Annotated in this window: 24 protein-coding genes, 1 other RNA gene and 1 pseudogene; 19 read left to right on the top strand and 7 right to left on the bottom strand. The window is 35.5% G+C overall.

What is annotated here, in order from left to right; translation table 11 throughout:
- Positions 1-16: 16 nt before the first annotated feature.
- The 11 genes and pseudogenes from HZR84_04475 to HZR84_04425 all read left to right on the top strand — a co-directional run bounded on the left by HZR84_04475 (position 17) and on the right by HZR84_04425 (position 8307).
- The gene (locus HZR84_04475) at positions 17-931 is read left to right on the top strand and encodes an aminopeptidase (protein QNL21220.1); all 915 of its coding nucleotides are present in this window, start codon (positions 17-19) and stop codon (positions 929-931) included.
- 86 nt (positions 932-1017) lie between these two features.
- Complete coding sequence (locus HZR84_04470) at positions 1018-1755, top strand: DUF3108 domain-containing protein (GenBank protein QNL21219.1); 738 nt, start codon at positions 1018-1020, stop codon at positions 1753-1755.
- Between the two features lie 20 nt (positions 1756-1775).
- Positions 1776-2180, top strand: a pseudogene (locus HZR84_04465) (DUF4369 domain-containing protein).
- A 306-nt stretch (positions 2181-2486) separates the two neighbouring features.
- The gene (locus HZR84_04460) at positions 2487-3170 is read left to right on the top strand and encodes a TlpA family protein disulfide reductase (GenBank protein ID QNL23189.1); all 684 of its coding nucleotides are present in this window, start codon (positions 2487-2489) and stop codon (positions 3168-3170) included.
- A gap of 7 nt (positions 3171-3177) precedes the next feature.
- Positions 3178-3873, top strand: coding sequence for a response regulator transcription factor (locus HZR84_04455; protein ID QNL21218.1), 696 nt, complete (start codon positions 3178-3180; stop codon positions 3871-3873).
- On the top strand, positions 3873-4958 hold the full coding sequence (locus tag HZR84_04450; protein QNL21217.1) for a GHKL domain-containing protein: 1086 nt from the start codon (positions 3873-3875) through the stop codon (positions 4956-4958). Before HZR84_04455 ends, HZR84_04450 begins: the two co-directional genes overlap by 1 nt.
- Positions 4942-5658 carry an RluA family pseudouridine synthase gene (locus HZR84_04445; protein ID QNL21216.1) on the top strand — a complete coding sequence of 239 codons (717 nt, stop codon included), beginning with the start codon at positions 4942-4944 and terminating at the stop codon, positions 5656-5658. Before HZR84_04450 ends, HZR84_04445 begins: the two co-directional genes overlap by 17 nt.
- Positions 5659-5752: 94 nt before the next feature.
- Entirely contained in the window at positions 5753-6196 is a 444-nt protein-coding gene (gene rplM, locus HZR84_04440; protein QNL21215.1) for a 50S ribosomal protein L13, read from the top strand.
- Positions 6197-6199: 3 nt separating this feature from the next.
- The gene (gene rpsI, locus HZR84_04435; protein ID QNL21214.1) at positions 6200-6586 is read left to right on the top strand and encodes a 30S ribosomal protein S9; all 387 of its coding nucleotides are present in this window, start codon (positions 6200-6202) and stop codon (positions 6584-6586) included.
- 7 nt (positions 6587-6593) lie between these two features.
- Positions 6594-7388, top strand: coding sequence for a 30S ribosomal protein S2 (gene rpsB, locus HZR84_04430; protein QNL21213.1), 795 nt, complete (start codon positions 6594-6596; stop codon positions 7386-7388).
- Positions 7389-7476: 88 nt separating this feature from the next.
- Positions 7477-8307: an elongation factor Ts gene (locus tag HZR84_04425; GenBank protein QNL21212.1), complete on the top strand. Its 831-nt coding sequence runs from the start codon at positions 7477-7479 to the stop codon at positions 8305-8307.
- A gap of 59 nt (positions 8308-8366) precedes the next feature.
- On the opposite strand, the gene HZR84_04420 is transcribed toward HZR84_04425, so the two are convergent.
- Positions 8367-10157, bottom strand: coding sequence for a hypothetical protein (locus HZR84_04420; GenBank protein ID QNL21211.1), 1791 nt, complete (start codon positions 10155-10157; stop codon positions 8367-8369).
- A 9-nt stretch (positions 10158-10166) separates the two neighbouring features.
- Positions 10167-11120, bottom strand: coding sequence for a hypothetical protein (locus HZR84_04415; protein ID QNL21210.1), 954 nt, complete (start codon positions 11118-11120; stop codon positions 10167-10169).
- Positions 11121-11303: 183 nt separating this feature from the next.
- Between HZR84_04415 and HZR84_04410 the strand changes: the two genes are divergently transcribed.
- Positions 11304-12773, top strand: a complete 1470-nt coding sequence (locus HZR84_04410; GenBank protein QNL21209.1) for a PAS domain S-box protein — start codon at positions 11304-11306, stop codon at positions 12771-12773.
- 218 nt (positions 12774-12991) lie between these two features.
- On the opposite strand, the gene ssrA is transcribed toward HZR84_04410, so the two are convergent.
- Positions 12992-13394: a transfer-messenger RNA gene (gene ssrA / locus HZR84_04405) on the bottom strand.
- Positions 13395-13535: 141 nt separating this feature from the next.
- On the opposite strand from ssrA, the gene dnaX reads away from it, so the two are divergent.
- From dnaX to icd, 3 genes are all read left to right on the top strand, one after another.
- On the top strand, positions 13536-14663 hold the full coding sequence (dnaX, locus tag HZR84_04400; GenBank protein ID QNL21208.1) for a DNA polymerase III subunit gamma/tau: 1128 nt from the start codon (positions 13536-13538) through the stop codon (positions 14661-14663).
- Positions 14664-14764: 101 nt separating this feature from the next.
- A complete protein-coding gene (locus tag HZR84_04395) occupies positions 14765-15343 on the top strand; it encodes a hypothetical protein (GenBank protein ID QNL21207.1) in 579 nt (192 codons plus the stop codon).
- A gap of 47 nt (positions 15344-15390) precedes the next feature.
- The gene (gene icd, locus HZR84_04390; GenBank protein QNL21206.1) at positions 15391-16653 is read left to right on the top strand and encodes an NADP-dependent isocitrate dehydrogenase; all 1263 of its coding nucleotides are present in this window, start codon (positions 15391-15393) and stop codon (positions 16651-16653) included.
- Positions 16654-16710: 57 nt separating this feature from the next.
- Here icd and HZR84_04385 read toward each other — a convergent pair whose 3' ends face one another.
- On the bottom strand, positions 16711-17238 hold the full coding sequence (locus HZR84_04385; protein ID QNL21205.1) for a gamma carbonic anhydrase family protein: 528 nt from the start codon (positions 17236-17238) through the stop codon (positions 16711-16713).
- A 152-nt stretch (positions 17239-17390) separates the two neighbouring features.
- Here HZR84_04385 and HZR84_04380 point away from each other — a divergent pair, with 152 nt between their 5' ends.
- The 3 genes from HZR84_04380 (at position 17391) to HZR84_04370 (ending at position 19817) form a co-directional block, all read left to right on the top strand.
- Complete coding sequence (locus tag HZR84_04380) at positions 17391-18746, top strand: DUF349 domain-containing protein (GenBank protein QNL21204.1); 1356 nt, start codon at positions 17391-17393, stop codon at positions 18744-18746.
- Between the two features lie 121 nt (positions 18747-18867).
- Positions 18868-19089, top strand: a complete 222-nt coding sequence (locus tag HZR84_04375) for a DUF2795 domain-containing protein (protein ID QNL21203.1) — start codon at positions 18868-18870, stop codon at positions 19087-19089.
- Positions 19090-19097: 8 nt separating this feature from the next.
- On the top strand, positions 19098-19817 hold the full coding sequence (locus tag HZR84_04370) for an ABC transporter ATP-binding protein (GenBank protein ID QNL21202.1): 720 nt from the start codon (positions 19098-19100) through the stop codon (positions 19815-19817).
- Here HZR84_04370 and HZR84_04365 read toward each other — a convergent pair.
- Positions 19801-20424, bottom strand: a complete 624-nt coding sequence (locus tag HZR84_04365; protein ID QNL23188.1) for a 2-C-methyl-D-erythritol 4-phosphate cytidylyltransferase — start codon at positions 20422-20424, stop codon at positions 19801-19803. The two genes, HZR84_04370 and HZR84_04365, sit on opposite strands and share 17 nt — an antisense overlap.
- A gap of 51 nt (positions 20425-20475) precedes the next feature.
- The gene (gene queA, locus HZR84_04360) at positions 20476-21522 is read right to left on the bottom strand and encodes a tRNA preQ1(34) S-adenosylmethionine ribosyltransferase-isomerase QueA (GenBank protein QNL21201.1); all 1047 of its coding nucleotides are present in this window, start codon (positions 21520-21522) and stop codon (positions 20476-20478) included.
- Between the two features lie 95 nt (positions 21523-21617).
- Between queA and HZR84_04355 the strand changes: the two genes are divergently transcribed.
- The gene (locus tag HZR84_04355; protein ID QNL21200.1) at positions 21618-22871 is read left to right on the top strand and encodes an ABC transporter permease; all 1254 of its coding nucleotides are present in this window, start codon (positions 21618-21620) and stop codon (positions 22869-22871) included.
- 1 nt (position 22872) lies between these two features.
- Here HZR84_04355 and HZR84_04350 read toward each other — a convergent pair whose 3' ends face one another.
- Positions 22873-24378, bottom strand: coding sequence for a hypothetical protein (locus tag HZR84_04350; GenBank protein ID QNL21199.1), 1506 nt, complete (start codon positions 24376-24378; stop codon positions 22873-22875).
- Between the last annotated feature and the right edge of the window lie 99 nt (positions 24379-24477).

The following is a 24477-nucleotide window of genomic DNA, read 5'->3' as shown; positions in this document are numbered from 1 at the left end:
ACAAATTAAAATTCTAATGGCAGCGCAGGAACTTGATGAAGTTCTTGTCTCCGATGAATTTCCCGATTCATTAAAAATTAAATTGAAAATCATAAGGGAGATAAAAGAGTTTTCAAATGAACATCTTGGATATGAAAAATCGGAGAATTACACTACGGTTTACGATCAAAAAGGGAAAGACATATTGTGGATTGTCACTGCATGCCCGGAATTTGAATTAAAAGCATATGAATGGCGATTTCCATTGTTCGGTACTTTCCCTTACAAGGGATTTTTTGATTTGGATGTGGCATTTCAGGAAGCAGAAAAGATAAAAGAAAAGGGATACGATACCAATATCCGTTCAGTAAGCGGATGGTCTACCTTGGGCTGGTTCAAAGACCCGATTTTATCAAGGATGCTTGAAAAATCCGAAGGCGATCTTGCTAACACAATAATACACGAATTGACTCACTCTGAAATTTTTATAAAAGACGAGATAGATATAAACGAAAATCTCGCAACATTTGTCGGTGATTATGGTGCTTTAAAATATCTAGAGCTGAAATATGGAAAAGATCACCGCATTTACTTTGAATATTTCAATGAACTTGAAGAAGAAAAAGAATTCACAGAATATGTAATTGAAGGTGCAAAGGCTTTGGACTCTTTGTATAATACATTTGATGAAAGTATTGATTCAACAATCAAATCAAGTTTAAAAAGGATATTTATTGATCGTTGGGTAACTGGAATTGACACTTTAAAATTCAAATCGTATAGAGGATTTAGAATCAGGGCGTTAAAAGATTTACCAAATAATACATTTTTTATGTCCTATCTGAGATATAACTCGATGCAAAACTCATTTGAACAGGAATATCTGGCTTCGGAATATCTTTCTTTTCAAGAATACGTTGACACATTAATTAACAGGTATGCTGAAAATTAATTTGGTACGGTTTTTAATGTATATGCTGTATGAGGGCTAAATTCATAATATTCTTATCTGTAGTTCTTTTTTGTGCACTTACTACAATGGCACAAAAGAAAATTACTTCAATTCCTTTTAAAAAAGGAGAAGAATTGAAATTCAGAGTACATTATGGATTGATCAATGCGGGAGAAGCCACTATTACGGTTGACGATAAATTGCATGAAATTGAAAATAATGAATGTTATCAGGTCAATGTATTCGGTAGAACCACAGGGCCCTTTGACTGGGTTTTACGTGTTCGCGATACCTGGAGAACTTTTATTGATAAAAATTCAGTAACGCCAGTAAAATTTTACCGGCATATCGAAGAAGGCAATTATTTTACGGAAGAGACCACTTATTTTGACCCTGATCGCAAAATTGCTACTGTAACTGAAAGAAAAAGGAATGGTTATAAAAAATTCAACAAGGAATACAGCATAGAAGAGTATACTCAAGATTTGATTTCGGGTTTTTATTATATACGGGCTTTGGATTTTAATAATCTGAGTCCCGGAGAATTGATTCCGGTTAATACTTTTTTTGAAGATACTTTTTATAAAGCTGAGGTGAAATATTTAGGCACCGAAGAAATTAAAACCAAATTTGGCAAAAAAAATACGCATGTATTCACGCCAATTATCCCAAATAATGAGCTTTTTGAGAATGGGGCAAATACGATTTTAGTTTATTATTCTGATGATAAAAACAAAATACCATTAAAAATAAAGGCTTCGATGTTCATTGGGGCTATTGAATGTGACTTAAGATCATACAAAGGACTAACCGAAAGACTCTGATTTATATTAATTAACAATTAATTAAATTTGATTCATTTAAATTCTCTTTAGTTTTAAACTTTAAATCAAATACTATCAAAAGCATCAAATTTTTATACTTATTCGTTATTCTTCTCTTATCTGTAAATCTTTCAATTTCAGCTAAGCAAAAAATCAAAGGAAAAATTGAAAATGCCCAGAATGAACAAATCATTCTGTATGAGTTTTTTGGATCTCAAACCTTACCTGTTGATACGGCAGAGATGACATCAGGAGAATTTACATTTGAATATTCTGAAAACATTCCAAGGGGCTTTTACAAAATTGGATTTGGTCAGGAGGGCGGTAAAATCTTGATTATTGCCGATGAGAATATCGAAATCAAAGGGAAAAAAGGTCAATTGGCGAAAGCAGAAATTCTGAACTCAAAAGAAAATGAGCTATTTATAGAATATCAGAAAATAGTATCAACAAGTAATTCGGGCATACAATCAATAAATCAAAGGGTATCAAAAGCCCGTTCGGATTTTGGGAATAATCAGGAACAGTTTGAAGCAGCGATTAATAAAATAAGGTCAGATTACGATACACTTGTAAAGTGGCAACACATCGAATTTAAAAAATTATACGAGGCGAATCCAAAAACATTCGTTGGAAAGATCAGTAATTATTTTGCAAGAGAAGAAGGAGAGGGCCCTGACCAATATTTGGGATTGAATGAATTGAATGATCCCGAATTGCTTAGAGGAGATATGTTTAAGACAAAATATCTGATTTATTATCAGCAATTTCTTGGTTCAAATTTTCAGGTTTTAAAAAATAAATCCCAGGAAATGATCAGAACAAAGATCGATGGTCCTTCAAAGGAAATTCTATATGCCGCAATAATCGAATCATTTGCACAATCCGACAAAGCATTTGCTGGAAAAATATCTAAAGCCTATCTCAATGAATTTCCAAATTCAGACATAGCTAAAGCTTATTTTTCATCATTTCCTCAGGGGCCACCCGACATTGGAGATGAAGCACCTGATATTTTGCTTGAAAATCCTCAGGGAGAACAAGTTGCATTGTCTTCTTTAAGAGGGCAGGTGGTACTGCTGGATTTTTGGGCTTCCTGGTGTGGACCTTGCCGAAGGGAAAATCCAAACGTAGTCAGGACTTATGAAGAATATAAAGATAAAGGCTTCACCATTTACAGTGTATCTCTGGACAACAGTAAGGACAAATGGGTAAATGCAATTCAAAAAGATAATCTGAGTTGGGAAAGTCATGTTTCAGATTTAAAAGGCTGGCGATCGCAGGCGGCCGCCTTATATGGTGTAAGGGGAATTCCTGCTACATTTTTATTGGATCAGAATGGTGTAATTATTGCAAAAAACCTCAGAGGATCCAGTCTGGAAAATAAGATAAAGGAAATATTAGGAGCAAACTAGTACAGCAATGAGTGACAAATCAAAGCATAAAATTCTGGTGGTTGAGGATGAGTCGGACATAGCAGAAATGCTTGAATACAATCTTGAAAAAGAAGGTTATAAGGTTAAAATCGCCGGAGATGGCAGGGAGGCCGTCGAAGTGGCTGCAAGTTTTATTCCTGATATTGTGCTTCTGGACATTATGATGCCTGTTATGGACGGGGTAGAGGCATGTCGGTTAATGCGCGAAAATCCGGACCTCAATGGCATGTACATTATATTTCTCACTGCCCGGGCAGAAGAATACTCAGAAATAGCTGCCTTTAATGTTGGAGCGGATGACTATATTGTAAAACCAATTAAACCACGGGCTTTGATGAGCCGGATCAAGGCGTTTTTCAGAAGAGAGGTCAAGGACAATAAGAAGAATGAGAAAATCACCATTGGTAAATTGGAAATTGATAAATCCAGCTATTTGGTAAGCATCGATGGACAATCCGTTGTTTTGCCAAAAAAGGAGTTTGAGCTGCTTTATTTTTTAGCTCAGAACCCAAATCAAGTATTTAGCAGAGACGATCTTTTAAAAAATATATGGGGAACCGATGTTTATGTTTTGGCTAGAACCGTTGATGTGCATATTCGAAAAGTAAGAGAGAAAATTGGAAGTGAATACATTTCTACTGTAAAAGGCGTGGGTTATAAATTTGATGAAAATATAAGCTGATGGATGTTAATTCGCGGGCAACAGCTTTCCTGCTTGCGGCGACTATTTCGCTTGTCACCACGGCATTTCTTTCCTTAATTGAAGGGACCTCTAGTGTCGCTTTATTGGTGGCTGGAGCCATTTCCTTTTCCTGTACATTCTTACTCTGTTATCTGACTTTGGAATTTTTAATCTTCAAAGAAATTAAAGATATCCATGAGGTCTTGAATGAATTAAAAAATGAAGAATCATTTGAAGATGAGATCGACCAGGATTCGAGAGCTCAAATAAACCCTTTAAAAAGAATCAATCAGAAAATTAAAAGCTTTGCATCCAATAAGCAGGCTGAAATTGAGGCATTGAAAAGGACCAATCGTTTTAGAAGGGAATTCCTGGCAGATGTATCGCATGAATTAAAGACTCCGATTTTTGCTGCACAAGGATTTATTTACACCCTGCTGGAAGGGGCGGTTGATGATAAAAGAATCAGGATGAAATTCCTGAAAAAGGCTGCAAAAAGTTTAGATGGTCTCGACAGATTGGTGAAAGATCTACTTACTGTTTCTCAAATGGAAATAGGAGCGATTACCATGCAAAAAGAAATATTTGATATTCGGGCCCTGGCTTTTGAAGTACTCGATCAATTGGAAAGAAAAGCCTCAAAACAGGGGACAAATATTGTGATCGATGAAGAAAATAAAAATCCGGTATTTGTGATTGCTGACAAAATGAGGATCAATCAGGTAATTACCAATCTTTTGGAAAATGCTATTAAATACGGCCGGGAAATTGAGGGATTTGTCCAAATAAGTTTTAGAAACAAACAGGATTTTGTTGAAGTGTCCGTAAGGGACAATGGTGCCGGTATTCCTCAGGAACATTTGAATAGAGTATTTGAAAGATTTTTTATGGTAGATAAAAGCCGCAATAAAAACACATCAAAGAAAGGTTCCGGACTCGGTCTTTCAATTGTAAAGCATATCATTGAGGCCCACGGATCTGAAATTCAAGTGGAAAGTAAACTGGGAATTGGAACAGTTTTTACTTTTAATCTGGAAAAAGCGCTAAAAGAGAAAGTCAAAAAAGAGAGTGTCGAAGAGATTTAAATTAGCCGATTCAATTGTATTTGAGAATGATCATTATTTTATAATAAATAAACCAATATCCTATTCGGTATTGGACGATCGCTCTGACTCCAATTTACCCTCCTTACTTGAACTTGCAAAAGAGTACAATTCAAATGCCCAGGTCTGTCATCGATTGGATAAGGAAACGAGTGGAATTCTGGTTTTTTCTAAATCGGCGGACGCGTATAAAAATCTTGCTTTACAATTGGAGCACAGAGAGGTTGCGAAAATATATCATGCCATTGTTCATGGAAGACATAAATTTGAAGAAAGAGTTGTAGAACTTAATTTGAGCCATTCATCCGGGATAACTAAAGTTGACAAGGCAGGTAAATTTTCCTCCACCATCATTGAGACTATTTCAGTACTTCATCAATTTACACTTGTAGAATGCATGCCGCTTACCGGACGAACCCATCAAATTCGCGCACATTTAGCATATTTAGATGCACCAATAGTCGGGGATGAAAAATATGGAGGCCAGGCCTTTTATTTGTCTTCAATCAAAAAGAAATTCTCCATTGGAAAATACGATGAAGAAAAACCGCTTTTAGCCAGAACAGCATTACATGCGTTTAAAATCAAGTTCATGGATTTAGATCGAAAGGATATTCTTGCTGAGGCTCCCTATCCCAAAGATTTCCAGGCCAGTTTGAAGCAGTTACTAAAGTCAAAATAAATTGAATTTATTCTTGAATTGTGGTTTTGGTTTTAATTAAAATGTCCCTACATTTGCACTCCGTTTTTTCGAAACGCGTAAATTTATTCGAGATTTGAATACTTTAAGTTACACAACGAAGTCACAGAGAAAAGAAGATGTCCAAAAGGATTGGGTCATTGTAGACGCTGATTCCCAGGTACTAGGAAGACTTGCTTCAAAAGTTGCCTCAATTATCAGAGGTAAGCACAAAGCGAGCTTCACACCGCATATAGATGGTGGTGATAATGTGATTGTGATCAATGCTGAAAAAATCAGATTGACCGGAAAGAAATTAGAAGATAAACAATACATCCGACACACTGGTTATCCGGGTGGACAGAGGATAAGTACTCCAAAAACTGTTTTGGCAAAAACGCCTGAAAAGGTTGTAGAACGAGCGGTGAGGGGAATGCTTCCTAAGAATAAATTGGGTCGCAAGATGTTTACCAATCTTTATGTGTATGCAGGAACGGAGCATCCGCATGAAGCGCAGAAACCAAAAACATTAGAACTTTAATCTATGAGCGTAATAAACTCACTCGGAAGAAGAAAAACCTCAATTGCCAGAATTTACATGAAAGAAGGCAAGGGGAAAATTGAAGTCAATAACAAAGATTATAAAGAATACTTTCCTACAGAAGTACTTCAATTAATTATCAACCAACCATTTGAACTTACAAATACCAAAGGGAATTACGACCTTCATGTAAATGTAAGAGGAGGTGGATTTAATGGTCAGGCTGAGGCCGTAAGACTCGCAATTTCTAAAGCACTAGTTGAAATTGATGAAGAAAACAGACCATTGTTAAAGAAAGATGGCTTACTTACCAGAGACCCAAGAATGGTTGAAAGAAAGAAATACGGTAAGAGAAAAGCAAGAAGAAGTTTCCAATTCAGTAAACGTTAATTCTTAAATGAAGGAAGTAACATATAAAGAACTTTTAGATGCAGGTGTACACTTTGGTCACCTGACAAGAAAATGGAATCCAAAAATGGCTCCGTACATTTTCATGGAGAGAAATGGGATTCATTTAATCGATCTAAATAAAACTCTGGCCAGCATGGAAGCTGCAGCCTTTGCCATAAAAAATGTAGTGAAATCCGGAAGGAAAGTAATGTTTGTAGCTACTAAAAAACAGGCACAGGACGTCGTTGAAACTGAAGCCAAAAGACTTAAAATGCCATACGTTACAGAAAGATGGTTAGGCGGAATGCTTACCAATTTTGTAACAGTGAGAAAGTCGCTTAAAAAAATGCAATCGATTGAAAAGCTCATGAAAGATGAAGCGTTTGAAAATCTTGCGAAAAGAGAGCGATTGATGAAAACCAGGGAGAAGGAAAAACTTAAAAGAGTTTTAGGTGGTATAGAAGATGTCACAAGACTTCCGGCAGCACTTTTTATAATTGATGTTAAGAAAGAGCATATTGCCGTAGCCGAAGCTCAGAAATTAAACATCCCGGTATTTGCAATGGTCGATACCAATTCGGATCCGGATGTGGCTGATTTTCCAATTCCTGCCAATGACGATGCTTTTAAATCTATCAATCTTATCATTTCTTACATAGCTTCTGCAATTGAAGATGGTTTGGATGAAAGAAAGAAAGAACGTGAGGAGCAAAAACTCAAGGAAGAGGAAGAGCAGAAGATAAAAGAGGATAAAGGCGAAGAAGTTGTTGAAGAAAAAGAATCAACAGCGAAAGAGTCTTAAACAAACCCTTGAAAATTCATAATAAGAAATTAAAACATTGGGTTTCGCGACTCAATGTTTTTTTGTTTAAATCATAAAAATTTAAAAAATGTCAGTTAGCGCTAAAGAAGTTAATGAATTAAGAAAAGCAACAGGTGCAGGGATGATGGACTGCAAGAAAGCACTTGTTGAATCAAATGGCGATTTTGATGCCGCAGTAGAAATATTAAGAAAGAAAGGGCAAAAAGTTGCAGCGAAAAGGGCCGATAAGGAATCTTCTGAAGGTTCGGTTTTTGTCAGCACCAGTTCGGATGGAAGCGAAGGTTTTATGATAGCCTTGAACTGCGAAACGGATTTTGTCGCAAAAAATGAAGAGTACGTAAAGCTCGGCGAAAACATCATCAATAAGGTCGCCTCTGAAAAGCCATCAAGTGTTGAAGAAATCATGGCTTTAAGCATTGGGGGTAGATCAGTCAATGAACATATTACTGACATGATTGGTAAAATCGGTGAGAAAATAGAGATCAGTGCCTTTGAACATGTAAAAGGAGAGAAGGTAGTGCCCTATATTCACCTGGGCAGCAAACTCGGTGTTTTAGTAGCTATGGAAAATACAAATGGCGCATCTGTTGAAGATGCTGCCAAGGATGTAGCTATGCAAATTGCTGCTATGAATCCGGTTGCTTTGGATAAAGACGGTGTTGATGCTGAAATTATTCAAAAAGAAATTGAAATCGGTAAAGAACAAGCCAAGGCCGAAGGTAAACCAGATAACTTATTGGAAAAAATTGCCATGGGTAAGCTCAATAAGTTTTACAAAGAAAATACGCTTTTAAACCAGGATTTTGTGAAAGATGGAAGCATGTCTGTTTCCAAATATCTTGATTCAGTTTCGAAAGGTTTAACTGTAACCGATTTTAAAAGAGTCTCAATCGGTTAATAATTTTTTGCTTAATGAAAAGCCTCTTATTATCGAAATTGTTCGTATAAGGGGCTTTTTTAATGGATCATTGATTTTCGCAGTTGATAGCCATCACTGCTGGGATTAAACAAAGGAATGATAATATCATTCTTAACTTTTGCTTTGAATTCAGCTTTTCCTCTCAAAACCATTTCCTTCCCATCTCTGAAAATTTCTATTTTCACCCTGTTTTCATTTCTAAAACCCCCTTTGGCCGGTAGAATTATTTCATTTAAATCAAATGTACTTATCTGTGTGTCATTATTAATGGATAAGATTATATCACCCTTTTCAAGGCCTACATTATTTTTTCCGGCTGAGGTGCAAACGTATTTTTCAATTTCAGGGAAATAGGTGAGATGTCCTCTTTTCATAAAGGATTTATGAATTTCTCCTTTTCTAAAAAATTGCCAGTCGATCAACTCAAAATAACTTTTTAAATGAAACTGATCGATTCCCAATACATATTTTTCCAATACAATTTTAAAATCCTTGCTGTGACCTTTTGCAATTAGACTTATAAAACGATCCGTTGGAAAAGCATCACTCTCATATGTTTTGTGAATATTTAAATATTCCTGAAGTAAGCCATTGTATCCATTGGATTCATTCAATAATACAATATCCATTATAAGTGCTGCGATTACTCCCCGATTACTTAAAACATCATAGGCCTTTAGATTATTCTTAATCTGAATTTTTCCTGATTGTGAACTAAAATCTTTCCCCAATTGAATCAAACTGTAACTGGGTTCTTTCAGACTCCTGCTGACTTTTTTTTGAATCGTTTGGGTGAAATAAGACTCTGAAATCAATTTATTTTTAATCAGACATATCAAGGACAGGTATTCGGTTACAGCTTCATAATACCAAAGGTGGATAGAGTGCTTGCCATTTTTAGGATCGAGATAGGCCCAGCTTGAATCATGACTGTGTATGGGGCTCAACCATCTGAATAATTGCCACATGCTGTTTTCTATAATTATGGTTTTTTGCTGGTATTCATCAAATGACTTGTCGACCATTACAGTTATGGAATTTTTGTAAACCGCCGAAACAGGAAGTTTATTTGATCTATCAAGGGATGCTTCCGAAATATTGAATTCAAAATTTTGCGGTAAATTCTTTCCCGTAGTTTTTTTAAAAGCCAGTACTATTTGTTCAATAATTGATTGAATTTCAAATTCATCTAATTTATTGAATCGACCAAGTAGATTTATGTGAAAGTCAATTGAGTCACTAATGGTTAATTGTTTGGCATAAGTACTGTATATAAACTCATCTATATCCAGGTACTCTTCAAAGTCAATTCTCTCAATAGTGGAACTGTCTTTAGAAATATCATCTTTAATGGCTATTCTATGACTTAACTCCGGTTTATCAAGAAAGGGATAAAAGAGGCTCGGGTAGATTAGTGCGCTCTTACCTGAAATAATTGTACTACGCAATGGCAGATTAATATATTCAGGAAATTTAGAGGCATCAATAAAGTATTCCCAAAAGGCAACCTTTTCTTGAGGAATAAACCTATCATCTGAGCTATTTACCTTAATTCTTTGATTGTTTGAATCGTAGGCTTTTGGCTTTGAAATAAAGGAGTGTTTTAAAAGTGGGAAATAGCAAAGTCTGGAATAGCGTCTGAATTGAATGGGGTCATTGCGAAATCCCTCAGGTGGAATGTAAGTGGCCTTGAATTTCGAACCCCTTGCATTGCTGAGGTTAACTTTTAGTTCATCGAATTGTGAATGCGCACTTTCAATCAAGAATAAACTCAATAATATTGTGCAAAGGACAAATAATACTTTTGTATTTGTCTTGAAAAGTGTCATTTAAGGATTCTATTCAGAACTAATGGTCACACCTTTCAAATGTATAGTTTTTTCTTTGTCTTTGGCCTTGAGTGGGATTAAATAATGAGAATAGTTTTTACCCTTTTCAGTTTTTTTATGAAGCGACCCATTAAAAATTGCTTCGGGGATAAAATCGAGATCTTTTATAAATTCCAATTCACTATTGCTGTCCAATGTATATAATTTTCGCTCTGATTTATACTTATTTAACAAATACGATTGGTTTTCGATATAGTCGTGATAGAACAACCAGGAGCCACCGGCTTTGCTTAAAATGATTTCATCAAACTGACGTTTTTCTTTATCGACCTGAATTAATTTTTGTTTATCTGGAAGATATACGTAAATGTCATTTTGCGTTGCAAAAAGGTCTATATCAATTTGTTTTTTTCTTTGTGAAAACGGGTAATAAATCAATGAATTATCCTGCTTAGTTAGCTGGAGAGCAAATTCTTTTTTAGTCTGCGAACTTTTTACAATTTGAAATTCACCCCTATTCAATGGCAGAGAATAATAGGCCAGTTTTTCATATGCCATGTTGCTGTTATTACCGGCATACATTCCATTTATAAAAAGGTTGTTGTTTCGAATCAAACAATTAATGGTTTGATTTTCACTTACTAAATAAAAAGAGGAATCATCTTCCGGTATGATTTTTTCAACTTTCCAATCTGTAAAAATGGAATCTACGATCAGATTTTCTTTATTGTAGAGAATTACCAGACTTTGTTTTTGAAAAGATGAATTGACCAGCCCGATTGAAAAGTTCTTTGAGATAAAACTGAAATTTTCCAGTTTGTAATTTTCATGTGAGAACACAAGATTATCTTCCGGATTTTCATTTTTTGAACTTCCGGCAAAAGTGAATGATGTTAGTATCAGGCCAAGACTTAAGAGTAAAAGTGATTTACGCATATAATCGATCGTAGGTAATAATTTCAATTTCGAATGAAAAGTTCAGATTCCATCTCAATTTTCTAATAAATAAATTTTCCCTTCATAATAATTCATTTACCTTTTACTAAAAAAATTTGAAAAGATGAATTAAAACCTATGGTTTTTAAATAGAAAATTCAGATATTACTGAATTGTATAACAACAAACAATAATTATTTTTTCTGCTGCATGCCTTTTGAAAAGCAACAAACAATTTCTGACCAGCTTTTTCAGTTAATTGATAATCTGAACGACAGCATTATTATCATTGACCTCAACGGAGAGGTATTGTATTGGAATAAAGGTGCAGAAAATATCTTTGCGATTCCACGTGAAGAAATGATAGGCAAAAGAGTTGAGGAAAGAAATCCCGATTTTAAAATTGAGAAGATAGCTGAGCGTTTACAGGAAGGTGAAATTTCAGAACTGCGATTAGACTGGAAACTCGAAAGAAGTGATGGGAAGGTGCTCTGGCTGGATGTCTTACTGACTCCAATGTTTGATGAGTACAACAAAGTGATTGCCATAGCAGGAGTATCCAAGGATATAACAGATCGCAAAAAAAATGAATTATTGCTAAATCGTTTAAATGAGGATTTACATCTTGCAGTAGACACTGCTGAATTGGGGATTTGGGAGATGGATCCTGAAACCAATAGAATAATTTGGAATGATGTGCTTTTAGATATCTATGGTATCAGTAGGGAGCAATTTGAGATAGATTATAATTTTTGGACCACACTTGTATTTCCCGAAGACTATGAATTGGCTTTGCAAGCCATGGGAAAAGTATTTCAGGGAGAGGAAGTTTTTAATATCGAGTTTCGCATAAAAAGACCGGACGGAGAAGTGAGATGGATCAATGGAAGTGCAAGGCCAATAAATGATGAAAAAGGAAGACTTGTAAAGATTATAGGAATTAATAGGGATTACACTGACATCAAAAGTCATCAAATATCACTTTCAGAAAAAAACGCTCAATTAAAGCAGGTCAATGAGGAAATGGATTATTTTGTTTACAGCACCTCACACAATTTAAGATCTCCATTGTCATCAACCTTGGGAATTGTAAATCTGTTACGGCACGATATTGACAATGAAACAAAATTGGCTTATCTGGAATTGATTGAAAAATCAATTGTAAGACTGGATGAAACCATCAGGGAAATAACGGATTATTTTCAAAACACCAGAAGTCCCATAGGAGTCAGGCAGGTCGATATCGAAGATATAATAGTAACCATCGAAAAAGATCTTGAAATGACATCCTTCGGTGAAAAAAATATTTTAAAGAAGAAAATAAATCTTGACAAACAAATAAGTGGCGATCCTATACGGATGAGGATTATCCTGTTAAACTTGATTTCCAATGCCTTTAAGTATAGCAAGAAAAGCGAAAGGATATGTCATTTTGAATGTACAGTCAAAAATAACAAACTGCAATTTATCATCGAAGACGAAGGTATTGGAATTCCAAAAGAAGAACTACAGAATATTTTTAAAATGTTTTACCGTGCTTCCAATTTTAGTTCGGGATCAGGATTGGGATTGTATATCGTCAAACACTCGGTGGAAAAGCTAAAGGGTAAGATAAAAGTAGAATCTGAATTGGGGAAAGGTTCCAGATTTACTATCGAAATTCCAATTAAATCAGTTTAATTCTTAACCTATATTATTTGGCATTCAACTAACACAATTGTGTGGTTGACTAATTAATTATTGAAAATGGTATTCAGAATTAAGTGGACTGAGTGCACCGAAGCTTGAGCTAGTAGAACTAGAAATGAATTAAGTCGAATATTGAAATAAAAGCTTGCCTTCTTTGCTTTCGCGTAGCTTTAGCGAAGCAAAGCGCCCTAAAGGGCTATGGCAAGCGAAGGTGGAGCCGGTGGGAGTCGAACCCACGTCCAGACAAGGAAATCCAAGGCCGTCTACATACATAGTTGTCAATTTAGTTTTACCATAAACCCGGATGACAACCTCCTAGTTTATGGCTAGTTGCGATATTTTCGCACTGACTTGGCAACATGGGTCAGCACTAGTCTTGCGTTTCGACACCCCAAAATCCCGCCAGCAAGGCGTAGGCAGGTGAGATGTGGCCTGATTCTGGTTTATTGCCAAAATCAATTAAGCCTCTATTCTGAATTCAATTCAGAATTAGGCGGCCATGGCGTAATTAGATTCGCCAAGTAAAAATCGAGTATATTGATTGCGGATGTACACTCTTCACCCGGTATGCAAGCATTGCATTTTGCCTTCCTGTCAAAACCGGTCGGCCCCAAAATATCAAAGAACTTTGCAAAGGTATGTAATTTGTTTTTCCCTAAGCTGATTTAATCAATTCAAAACTAATACAGCAAAAGTGGAAAAAATGTTCATAATTTATTCAGGCACCTTAGTCCTTTTTACTATTTTCGAAACATGGAAAATTTTGTTGTATCCGCTCGTAAATACCGACCTGTTAATTTCGAAGAAGTTGTCGGACAGGAGCACATAACAACAACCCTAAATAATGCGATTGAGCACAACCATTTAGCGCAGGCACTATTGTTTTGCGGACCCAGAGGTGTGGGTAAAACTACCTGTGCAAGAATCCTCGCCAGATTAATTAATGACTTTGATGAAAAAGGAGGGGAGGGAAATAGTACAGCATTGAATATTTATGAACTCGATGCCGCTTCCAATAATTCTGTTGATGATATTCGGAATTTAATCGATCAGGTTCGCTACCCACCTCAATTTGGAAAATACAAAGTTTACATCATTGATGAGGTTCACATGCTTAGCTCTCAGGCATTTAATGCATTTCTTAAAACGCTTGAAGAACCACCGCCCTATGCCATATTTATTTTAGCTACTACTGAAAAGCACAAAGTACTTCCAACTATATTATCAAGATGTCAGATTTTTGATTTCAACAGAATTGGAGTTAGTGATATTTCCGGGCATCTTCAAAATATTGCTGATAAAGAGAAAGTAAGCGCTGATGCAGAGGCATTGCATCTGATCGCTCAAAAAGCAGATGGTGCACTTCGTGATGCACTTTCATTGTTTGATCTTATGGTGACCTATTCATCTGATAGCAAAATATCCTATCAGGATGTGGTTTCTAATTTACATATTCTGGATTATGACTATTATTTTAAGATTACAGATGATATTTTAAGCTCGAATGTTGCTGGAATCCTCACTTCATTTGATGAAATCCTAAAAAAAGGATTTGATGAACATAATTTTATCCTTGGCCTTAGCGAACATTTTAGAAATCTGATAATGGCTCGAGATAAAAATACCATTTCCTTGCTTGATGTCACCGAAAAGCTCGCTGAAACCTATAAATCGCAAGGTCAAAAGGCCGATTATTCATTTCTAATGACAGCCCTTCACCTGGGCAATCAATGTGATCTAAATTTTAAATCTGCCAAAAACCAGAGATTGCATGTGGAAGTAGCGCTAATGAAGATGGCGCACATTCCGTTTCTACTTGATGGAGAGGCTTTGAAAGAAGAAGCCTCAAAAAAAAAAGTCCTGAGTCTAAGCCAGAATTAGACAATTCCTCAAATCAGGTCTTTGAAAATTTCTCTGAGTCTTACGGCAGTGAGCCCGATGAAAAAAACATTGACGAATTTCATTCTGATGATTCCAATTTGATGGAATCTACCAGTGAGAAGGACAAGGAAGATAAAAAGGAAAAGGAAAACAAAATATCGAAGCCTCAAGCACAAGAGAAAGTCAATGTTGAGAAGGAAAACATCCTTGGCTCTAAATCACAAATCAAAGCGAAAATAAAACCTATTGTTAACCTTAATGATTTTAATAACAAGACTGAAAAAGAGGAAGAAGAAGATGATTTCGATTTTGTAGATGAGAATTACACTGATAAGGATATTCGAAAAGCCATAACAGAATACACCAAAGTATTAAAAGCCAAAAATAAAATAGGCGAAGCCAAGCTTCTTCAAAAGGAATTTGAGTTTGAAAAAGGAAAACTTTACATAATAATCGACAGCCCTGTCGATGAAGCCAGATACAATGATATCAAATCGGATTTATTGTTATTTCTCAGAAAAAAGGTAAAAAATAAAAGCCTTCAGATGGAAATAAAACGGATTGAACTTGAAAAAGTAAAGACTGTTTATACTCCTCAGGAAAAGTTTGACTATCTGTCGCAAAAAAACCCCGCCTTGATAGAGCTAAAAAAGAGATTAGGTTTAGAATTTGAGTTTTAAAATCCTAAATTCACGCTCCATTTTGTTAAACACAATATCATTATAAGATGTCAGAAAAAATAACCATATCCAATGGTAAGTTAAACGTACCAGATAATCCTATAGTCCCATTTATAGAAGGTGATGGTACCGGTCCCGATATTTGGGCCTCATCAAAAAGAGTGTTGGATGCTGCTGTGGAAAAAGCCTATAGTGGAAAGCGAAAAATAGATTGGAAAGAAGTTTTCGCTGGAGAGAAATCTTTTAATAAAAACGGATCCTGGCTTCCGGAAGAGACACTAGAAGCATTCCGAACCTATTTAGTTGGTATTAAAGGACCTTTGACAACTCCGGTAGGTGGTGGAATCAGATCACTAAATGTTGCCTTAAGACAGGAATTAGATCTTTATGCTTGCGTAAGGCCGGTAAGATGGTTTGAAGGTGTGCCTTCACCGGTAAAGGATCCAAGCAAAACGGACATGGTCATTTTCAGGGAAAATACCGAAGATATTTACGCCGGTATTGAATACATGCACGGGACTCCGGAGGCTGAAAAAATTAAGAAGTTTTTGAAGGATGAGATGTCTGTAAATAAAATCAGATTCCCGGAGACTTCTTCAATTGGAATAAAACCTGTCTCCAAAGAAGGAACCGAAAGATTGGTAAAAGCAGCCATCGATTACGCTATTGCAGCAAAGAAACCTTCAGTAACTCTGGTGCACAAAGGAAATATTATGAAGTTTACCGAAGGCGCCTTTAAAAAATGGGGCTACGATATTGCTGAAAAAGATTATTCCGATAAGGTATTTACCTGGCAACAATACGATCAGATTGTTGAAAAAGAAGGGAAAAGTGCAGCAGACAAGGCGCAAAAAACAGCCACTGACGCAGGTAAAATATTAATCAAAGATTCAATAGCAGATGCATTTTTGCAACAAATTTTATTGAGACCTTCGGAATACTCAGTTATAGCCACATTGAATCTTAATGGAGATTATGTTTCTGATGCACTTGCTGCCATTGTAGGCGGAATAGGGATTGCACCTGGTGCAAATATCAATTATACCACCGGCGCAGCAATATTTGAAGCAACACATGGAACTGCACCAAAATACGCAGGTCAGGATAAAGTGAATCCCGGTTCTGTGATATTGTCAGGTGCATTGATGTTGGAGTATATGAACTGGAAAGAAGCAGCAGACCTGATTTACGCATCACTTGCAAAAACAATTGCTTCTAAAAAAGTGACTTATGATTTTCATAGATTGATGGAAGGGGCAACACTTCTAAAGTGTTCTGAATTTGGTACTGAAATCATTAAAAATTTATAATTAATACAATCAAGAATTAAAAAAAAGCTCATTGTTAATCAATGAGCTTTCTCATTTTTATATCTCCCTAATATTCGGATCAAACCATGAGGCGTATTTGACATAATTCCTGGCCGTTCTCTCAAATACATCTGACCTTTTACTATCTACATTTTTTAGAAATTTAGCCGGAATTCCTCCAAAAATGGACCCTTCTTTAACAATTGTATCTTCCAAAACAACGGAACCAGCAGCTACAATAGAATTTTGATGGATTATACTGCGGTCCATAACAATTGCCCCCATACCGATCAGAACATCATTTTCAATTTCACAACCGTGTACAATTGCATTGTGGCCTATTGACACTTTATCTCCAAGTATGGTTTGTGTTTTTTTATATGTACAATGCAATACTGCTCCATCTTGAATATTGCATTGTTTCCCAATTCTTATTGAATTTACATCTCCTCTAATGACCACATTGAACCAGATAGAACAATTATCTTCTATTTCTACATCTCCAACTATAGTGCAATTCGGAGCAAGGAAACAATTTTTACCAATTTTAGGAGTTTTTCCCTTTACGGGTAAAATTAATGCCATTTGCGCTTTTTTATTATTTTTGAGTTACAAAACAAAATTGTAGATAATCCTAAGATCGGATTTTAATGAAGAAATGAAAAGACAAGTCCTGAATTTGTCTTGAATCTACTTAAAATTCATTATTACTTAAATTAAGTCTAATAATGTCTGACATGAAACCAGATTATAAACCTGAAGAATACGGTTACGTAAAGGATGGGAAAGTTTTCAGAAAAGCTTTCTTAAAAAATAAGGACCTTGAAATAGGCATTGTCCGCGAAACCAAAGAAAAAAGCATCCAGTATTTTGTCGAACGATTTCTCAGTTTACAAGAAAAAGTTGAAGAATTAGAAAAATCTGTAGATGAAGCCACCAATAAAGGTTCGTTTTTGATGAAACTCCTTCACATGAAGGATAAAATGGCAACCTATAAGGGCATCGGTGATTTTGAAGCATTGATAGAACGTTTGGACAAAATAGAATCCAGGCTTCAGGAGAACATTGCTGAAAACAGAATTAAAAATCTCGAAATCAAGGAGGCACTTTTGAAAGATGCCCTCGCGCTTAAAGACAGTAAAGACTGGGAAGAAACAGCCGAAAAAATGAAAGAGTTGCGCCTTAATTGGGTAAGGACGGGGGCTGTAGTCGAAGATAAACAGGAAGAACTTGAACAGACCTTTCACAACACTGTAAATCATTTTTTTGAGGAAAAGAAGAAATACAATGAACAAAAGAGGAAAATCATTGCAGAAAGGTCAAAACAGTATAAATACTTAATCTCCCAGGTAAGGAAATTAATGTATGAGCAGGATAAGGATGTGATAATTAATAGGATTCAGGGAATTAAGAAAGATTGGGAAAGTATTGGTGAAATTCCGGAAAGGCTGATGAAATCACTGGAAGGTAAATTAGCCAAGAGCATACAAAATCTTAAAAATCCAAAACGAAGGAGACGAATTGGCCAGCATCAGGGAAATAATCGAAGAGATTTTCAAAACAGGCCAAATTATCGCGAAAGAGATAGCAGCCCCCGAAGGCAAGGTTATCAAAGCAATGAAAGGAATGAAGAAGAATTTAAAATACTACACGAACAAAAGTCTAAACTTTTAAGTATGGCGCTAGAACTAAAAGAGTTGCCAATTGACAAAAGTTTACCTTTGGCCAGAGAGCTTCAGGATAAATGGTTAAAATCTGGCAAATCATCAGCTCCTGAAATACGAAGTATTTATAATAAATTCAGGGAAACCATTGCCTTGATCTTTGAAAAAAATCACCTTGAAACTGAAATAAGGAAAAAACATACTGTTTTTTCCGGAAAAAGTAAGACAGAACAAAAAATTATTCGTATATCTACTTTAAAGGAAATGATCAGGAGAGATAAAGGTGAAATAAAATTATTTGAAGATAATCTTAATCAATCCGGGGTCATGGAAAATCAGGATAGACGCAGTCAGGACCTGATTTCTAAACTTAGAGGGCAAAAGTTCCGGTTAAAAATAAAAGAGTCGCTCTTGAATGAAATTGAGTAGAATTAGCGATCATTTTCAAAACAATTTTAAATAACGGAACAAATAAATTTAGCAAGCGTTGCTTAGTTGTAATTAAAATTTATTTTTGCGCTCAAATTTAAAGCCAGCAAAAGAATTACATATGTATTGGACGCTAGAACTTGCTTCTTATCTTGAAGATGCCCCATGGCCTGCAACCAAGGAAGAACTTATTGACTTTTCAATAAGATCAGGTGCACCTATGGAGGTGGTAGAAAACCTTCAGGAACTGGAAGATGATGGCCAACCTTTTGAAAGCATAGAGGAAATATGGCCTGATTACCCAACAAAAGATGACTTTTTCTTCAATGAAGACGAATACTAGCCTGTGTTTTGGCTGAATTAGAAATAATAAACCTAAGCTCCGGTTATGACGATGTCTTAATTAATGAACTGAGCTTATCCACTTCTCATCCCGGTACCTTTTGCATTTTAGGTAAAAATGGATCTGGGAAAACCACTTTATTAAAATGTATTGCTCAACAACAGCCCTATAGAGGATTAATTAAATGGGGAGGAATTGATTTGAAATCAATATCCGTTTCTGAAAGGGCAACAAATATTTCATATCTGCACCAAAAAAATTCAATATCAATTAATTTAAAAGTTAGTGAATTGGTTGTAATGGGCAGATACCGATTCAAATCCGTTTTTGGAAATTACAATTCAGAAGATTATAAAAAAGTTGATTTCTGGTTAGAAAGACTGGGTATACTTAGTTACAGAAATAGTTTTTTTCAGGAATTATCCGGGGGTGAACAGCAATTAGTGTGGATCTGTCAAAGCTTTATACAGGAAACACCGATTATTGTTCTGGATGAACCTACATCTCAACTGGATTTAGAAAACAAAAGAAAAGTTTTTGACCTTATTTCGGAGCAAAGCAAGCAGGATAAACTTGTTGTTCTTGTTACACATGATATAGAATATTTAAAAAATATTAAGGGAAGCTTTATAAATCTAACCTCAGGCGATCTAAGTTTGAAAGAAATCACCGAGGATGAGTTGACAAATCAAAGGGAAATACTCGAAGATCCTAAGCTTTTAAAATAGCTTCCGCCAATAGTAAATCTTCAGGATAGGTTATTTTGATATTCAATCTTCCACCTTCAACCAGATTAACTTCGAATCCCGCATTTTCCCAAACCCCGGCATCATCGGTAAAGGATTTATCTTTAGCGTTTGTGTAAGCTTTTACTATCTTTTTAATATCAAAGGTTTGAGGTGTTTGCATTAATTTATAGTTGTTTCTGTCCCGGGCAAATGACTTATTCCTATTCGTTTCCCTGATAGAGTCTTTTAAGGAAATGGCTGCTACTCCTGAACCTGTTTTTTCCGCGCTTTCATAGCAATCCTCAATAATTTTAAGACTTAGAAATGGTCTTACCGCATCGTGAATTGCAACTATTCCCTCTTGATCATCTATTAAGGCCAGGGCATTTTTTATAGAATCAAATCTGGAAATTCCACCTTTCACCAATGTAATTTGCTGATTTGGTAAATATTCATTCTTAATTTCTTGCCATGAATTAAAATACTCTTCCGGCAAAGTGAGAATGAGATTTATAGAAGAATTAAATGCAATAAATTTTTCAATTGTATGAACAATTATTGGCTTTGAACCAATTTTAATAAATTGTTTTGGTGATTCGGTGCCCATTCTTTGGCCCGTACCTCCCGCTGTAATTATTGCAAAATACACCGTTTAAAATTAGACGATAAGCATAGCATCGCCATAAGCCAGAAAACGATACTTCTCTTTTATGGCTACCTTATATGCTTCTCTGATTTGCTCGTATCCACCAAATGCACAAGCCATCATGTAAAGTGTTGACTCAGGCGTTTGAAAATTGGTCACCATGGCATTGGCAATTTTAAAATCATATGGAGGGAAAATAAATTTATCCGTCCAACCGGCATTGGTCTTTAATCGATTACTGGCCGATACTGAAGATTCAATGGCACGCATTGTTGTAGTACCTACTGCACATACCCTTTTTTTATCTTCTATTGCTTTATTGACAACATTACAGGTATGAACGGGAACTTCAAAATTTTCAGAATCCATTTTGTGTTTGGTCAAATCTTCAACATCAACTTCCCGAAAACTTCCAAGACCTACATGCATCGTAATTGGGACAATATCAATTCCTTTTATTTCAAATCTCTTTACAATTTGCTTAGTAAAGTGTAAACCGGCACTCGGTGCGGCCACCGCTCCCTTATTGGATGCGAATATTGTTTGGAAACGTTCTTTGTCTGTCTCAGAAGCTTCTCTATTTATATATTTTGGAAGAGGAGTAAGGCCCAGGGCGTTAATTGTTTTATAGAATTGTTCATCCTCTCCATCGTAAAGAAAACGTATCGTCCTTCCTCTTGAAGTTGTATTGTCGATCACCTCAGCGACCAATTCTCCTTCACCGAAATACAATTTGTTACCTACTCTTATTTTTCTGGCGGGATCAACTAATACATCCCAAAGTCTGGCTTCCTTGTTTAGTTCTCTTAAAAGGAACACTTCAATTTTGGCACCTGTTTTTTCCTTGTTTCCATATAATCTGGCAGGAAATACTTTAGTATTATTCATTACCATTACGTCACCGTCATCAAAGTAATCCAATATATCTTTGAAGACTTTGTGTTCAATTTTACCAGACTCTTTATGGACAACCATAAGTCGCGACTGATCTCTTTCATCAGCAGGATTTTGAGCAATGAGTTTTTCTGGCAAATCGAATTTAAATTCAGATAATTTCATAAGTATTTTTAAGGAATGAACCCGGTTAAAAAATGAGGTCGCAAATTTAACAAATTGAGTTAATAATTCTATATTTCCGTAATAGGTCAATTCACATGTTTCTATTTCTCCGTTTGAGTTACGAAAGTTTTCGATTTGCCTTTCAGGCTTTGAAGGCCAATTTGCTAAGAACCATTTTGTCTTTGTTAGGGGTTACTATTGGAATTTTTGCCATTATAACGGTATTCACCGTTGTAGATTCATTGGAAAAAAGTGTAAAGGAAAGTCTCAGTTTTTTAGGTGATAAAGTAATTTATATCGAAAAATGGCCCTATGAATTTAAACCAGGTGATCCCTGGTGGGATTTTCTAAAACGCCCCGTTGTTGAAATTGAAGAATTTGATCTTTTGGGAAAGCGTCTTCAAAATTCCAGCGCCATTTCATTTTTTGTAGTGCGTGGATCTGTCAATTCAAAATACAAAAACAGCAGCACTGATGAAGCCGCTTTGCTCGGTGTTACCTTTGAACAAAATAAAGTTTCAGATATACGTATTGATGAGGGACGGTATTTTACTCAAAGAGAAATTGATGCTGCTGTAAACGTGGCCATTATAGGATCAAAAATTAAGGAGCAATTATTTGGCGACCGGGAAGCACTGGGAAAGACCATTAAAGTTGTAAATCGAAAATTCTATGTAATAGGAGTTATGGAAAAACAGGGTGAAAATATCTTAAATGCCCCGAGCAATGATACAAATATTTTTATTCCACTTGGCTCTTTTACGAAAATTTTCAAAATCAAAGGTCGAGGAGGAACCATGCCCAGAATTGCAGTGAAGGGATTTGAAGATGATTTGGGATTAATTGAACTGGAGAATGAAATACGCGGTAACATGCGCAGAATTCGTGGTTTGAAGCCAAAGGAGAAAGACAATTTTGCGATTAACCGTCCTGAAATGCTGGCCAATATAGTAACCTCAGTATTTGATGTAATTGGGATTGGCGGTTGGATTATCGGTGGCTTTTCAATTTTGGTAGGCGGTTTTGGTATTGCCAATATTATGTTTGTATCTGTAAAAGAACGAACTAATCTAATTGGAATTCAAAAATCACTGGGAGCAAAGAATTTCTTTATATTATTTCAATTTTTATTTGAAGCTCTCTTTTTGAGCATAATTGGCGGAGCTGCGGGATTGTTACTGGTTTATCTGGTCACTTTTGCACCAACAGGTGCATTGAATCTCACGCTTTCGTTTAAAAACATAGTCCTCGGCCTGGGAGTAGCGGGAATTGTAGGTGTTTTTTCAGGAATTTTCCCTGCAGTGGTCGCAGCACGGCTTGATCCTGTAATCGCAATTAGGTCAAAGTAAATTAATTTATTCGTATATAATTTCTGCTTCTTTCCTTTAGCAATTGCAAAAGTATTTGCCAGAGATCTTCGTATTGCATTATTTCCAATTCTTCGAAAGCTTCTGCTCTACCTTTAAAGCGTTTGAGTTTCTTTAAATAATTCTGAGATTTTTCTACCGTAACCTTGTAATTAAATCCTGTTTGATGTGCTACCTGCAACAATCGCAAGAAACTTTGCAATCTTTCATTTCCCGAACGACTAATTTGCTTTCCAATATACTTTTTCATCTCATCCATTCTTATGTGCAGCTCTTCAAAGTCATTTTCCTTTAAGAGGTGGAAAAAATGGATTATTAATATGGCAGCATTGTATCCGAACATGTTTTTATTGAATTCCGGGATTTTACCTAAAAAGCTTTGAATTTGAAATTTAGGCTTATGATCCGGTCTTACGAATGCAAAATAACCTTGGTATATGTACCATCTTTCACGGGCCAGTTCTGATTGAATTCTAAAAAATACATTGGATTTGACTTCATCCAATACTTCTCCGGCCTTATTAAAATTCCCGGTGCGCATACAGAGAATGAAATAGTTCTCCATAAATGTAAACCAGTTATTATTATCCTTATTGAAGTATTTAAGGCTTTTCTTAACATGTTTTTTGCCTTCTTCAAATTCCTTGAGATTCAAACAGGCTATGATCTTATTTAAAGCTATTTCAGATCGCTTTGTCTGGAGTACAGAATTAGAATCTTTTGAATAACTTTTCTCTGTGTCATTGCACAATTTTAAAAGTGATTCAAAATCTGAGCTCAAGGCGTAATAATTTGATTTAAGTCTGAATTCTGTTAATAATAAATTCGGTGTATTGTATTTTTTTCTTAAATCTTCAATTTCCTTTACCCAGATTTTGAATTTGTTAACAAATCGTCTTTTATTGACAAGGGATTTTAGAATGTTGCACATCGAGGCGTACAATAAATACTCAGCTCTTTTCTCTGCCGCGCTAATTTTTTCATAGCGAATAACCATGTTGTTGACCGTTTCAAATTTGGATAGGTTTCCGGAATAAGAAATTTGATTTCGCCAAAGGCTATAGGATTCCAAAAGTTCAGCAGTAAAATGATATTTCTCTGCTAATTTTATTGTCCTCATTAACAACCATTCAGCATTTTCTTTATCACCTTCTCGCAGCAATATTTTTATCTGCAAAAGATTTTTTCTTACCTCATACTCTACCTGTGAAAATTGAGGGTGTTTGTCATTGTCATAATTTAAAAAAAAGAGGTTGTGAAAGAGGGCGTCTTTTAATTTTGACCTTAATTTAATGTAATTTTTGTCAGCAGTATCTGTATTAAATATTTTTTGAGCGGCGTGTCTTTCATCTTTGTACTGAGCAGTTTTTAGCCCTGTATAGAGGTCGTGAACCCTGAGATCATCGGATTTTGCATTCTGACTGCTAAGAATAACTGCATTCCTTTTACCCTTTTTTCCTATTATATTAATTAACTGCTGTAAATCCATCTTAATTTTCTGAAAGGTTCAGCCCGAAAATTAGTTAAACATACATTATTTACAAACTTGCTGTTCTATTGCATGGAACTATTGTATATAAGTGTGTTT

Source organism: Hyphobacterium sp. CCMP332, from assembly GCA_014323545.1.
Lineage (GTDB): Bacteria > Bacteroidota > Bacteroidia > Cytophagales > CCMP332 > CCMP332.
This window is presented reverse-complemented; position numbering and strand designations above follow the sequence as displayed.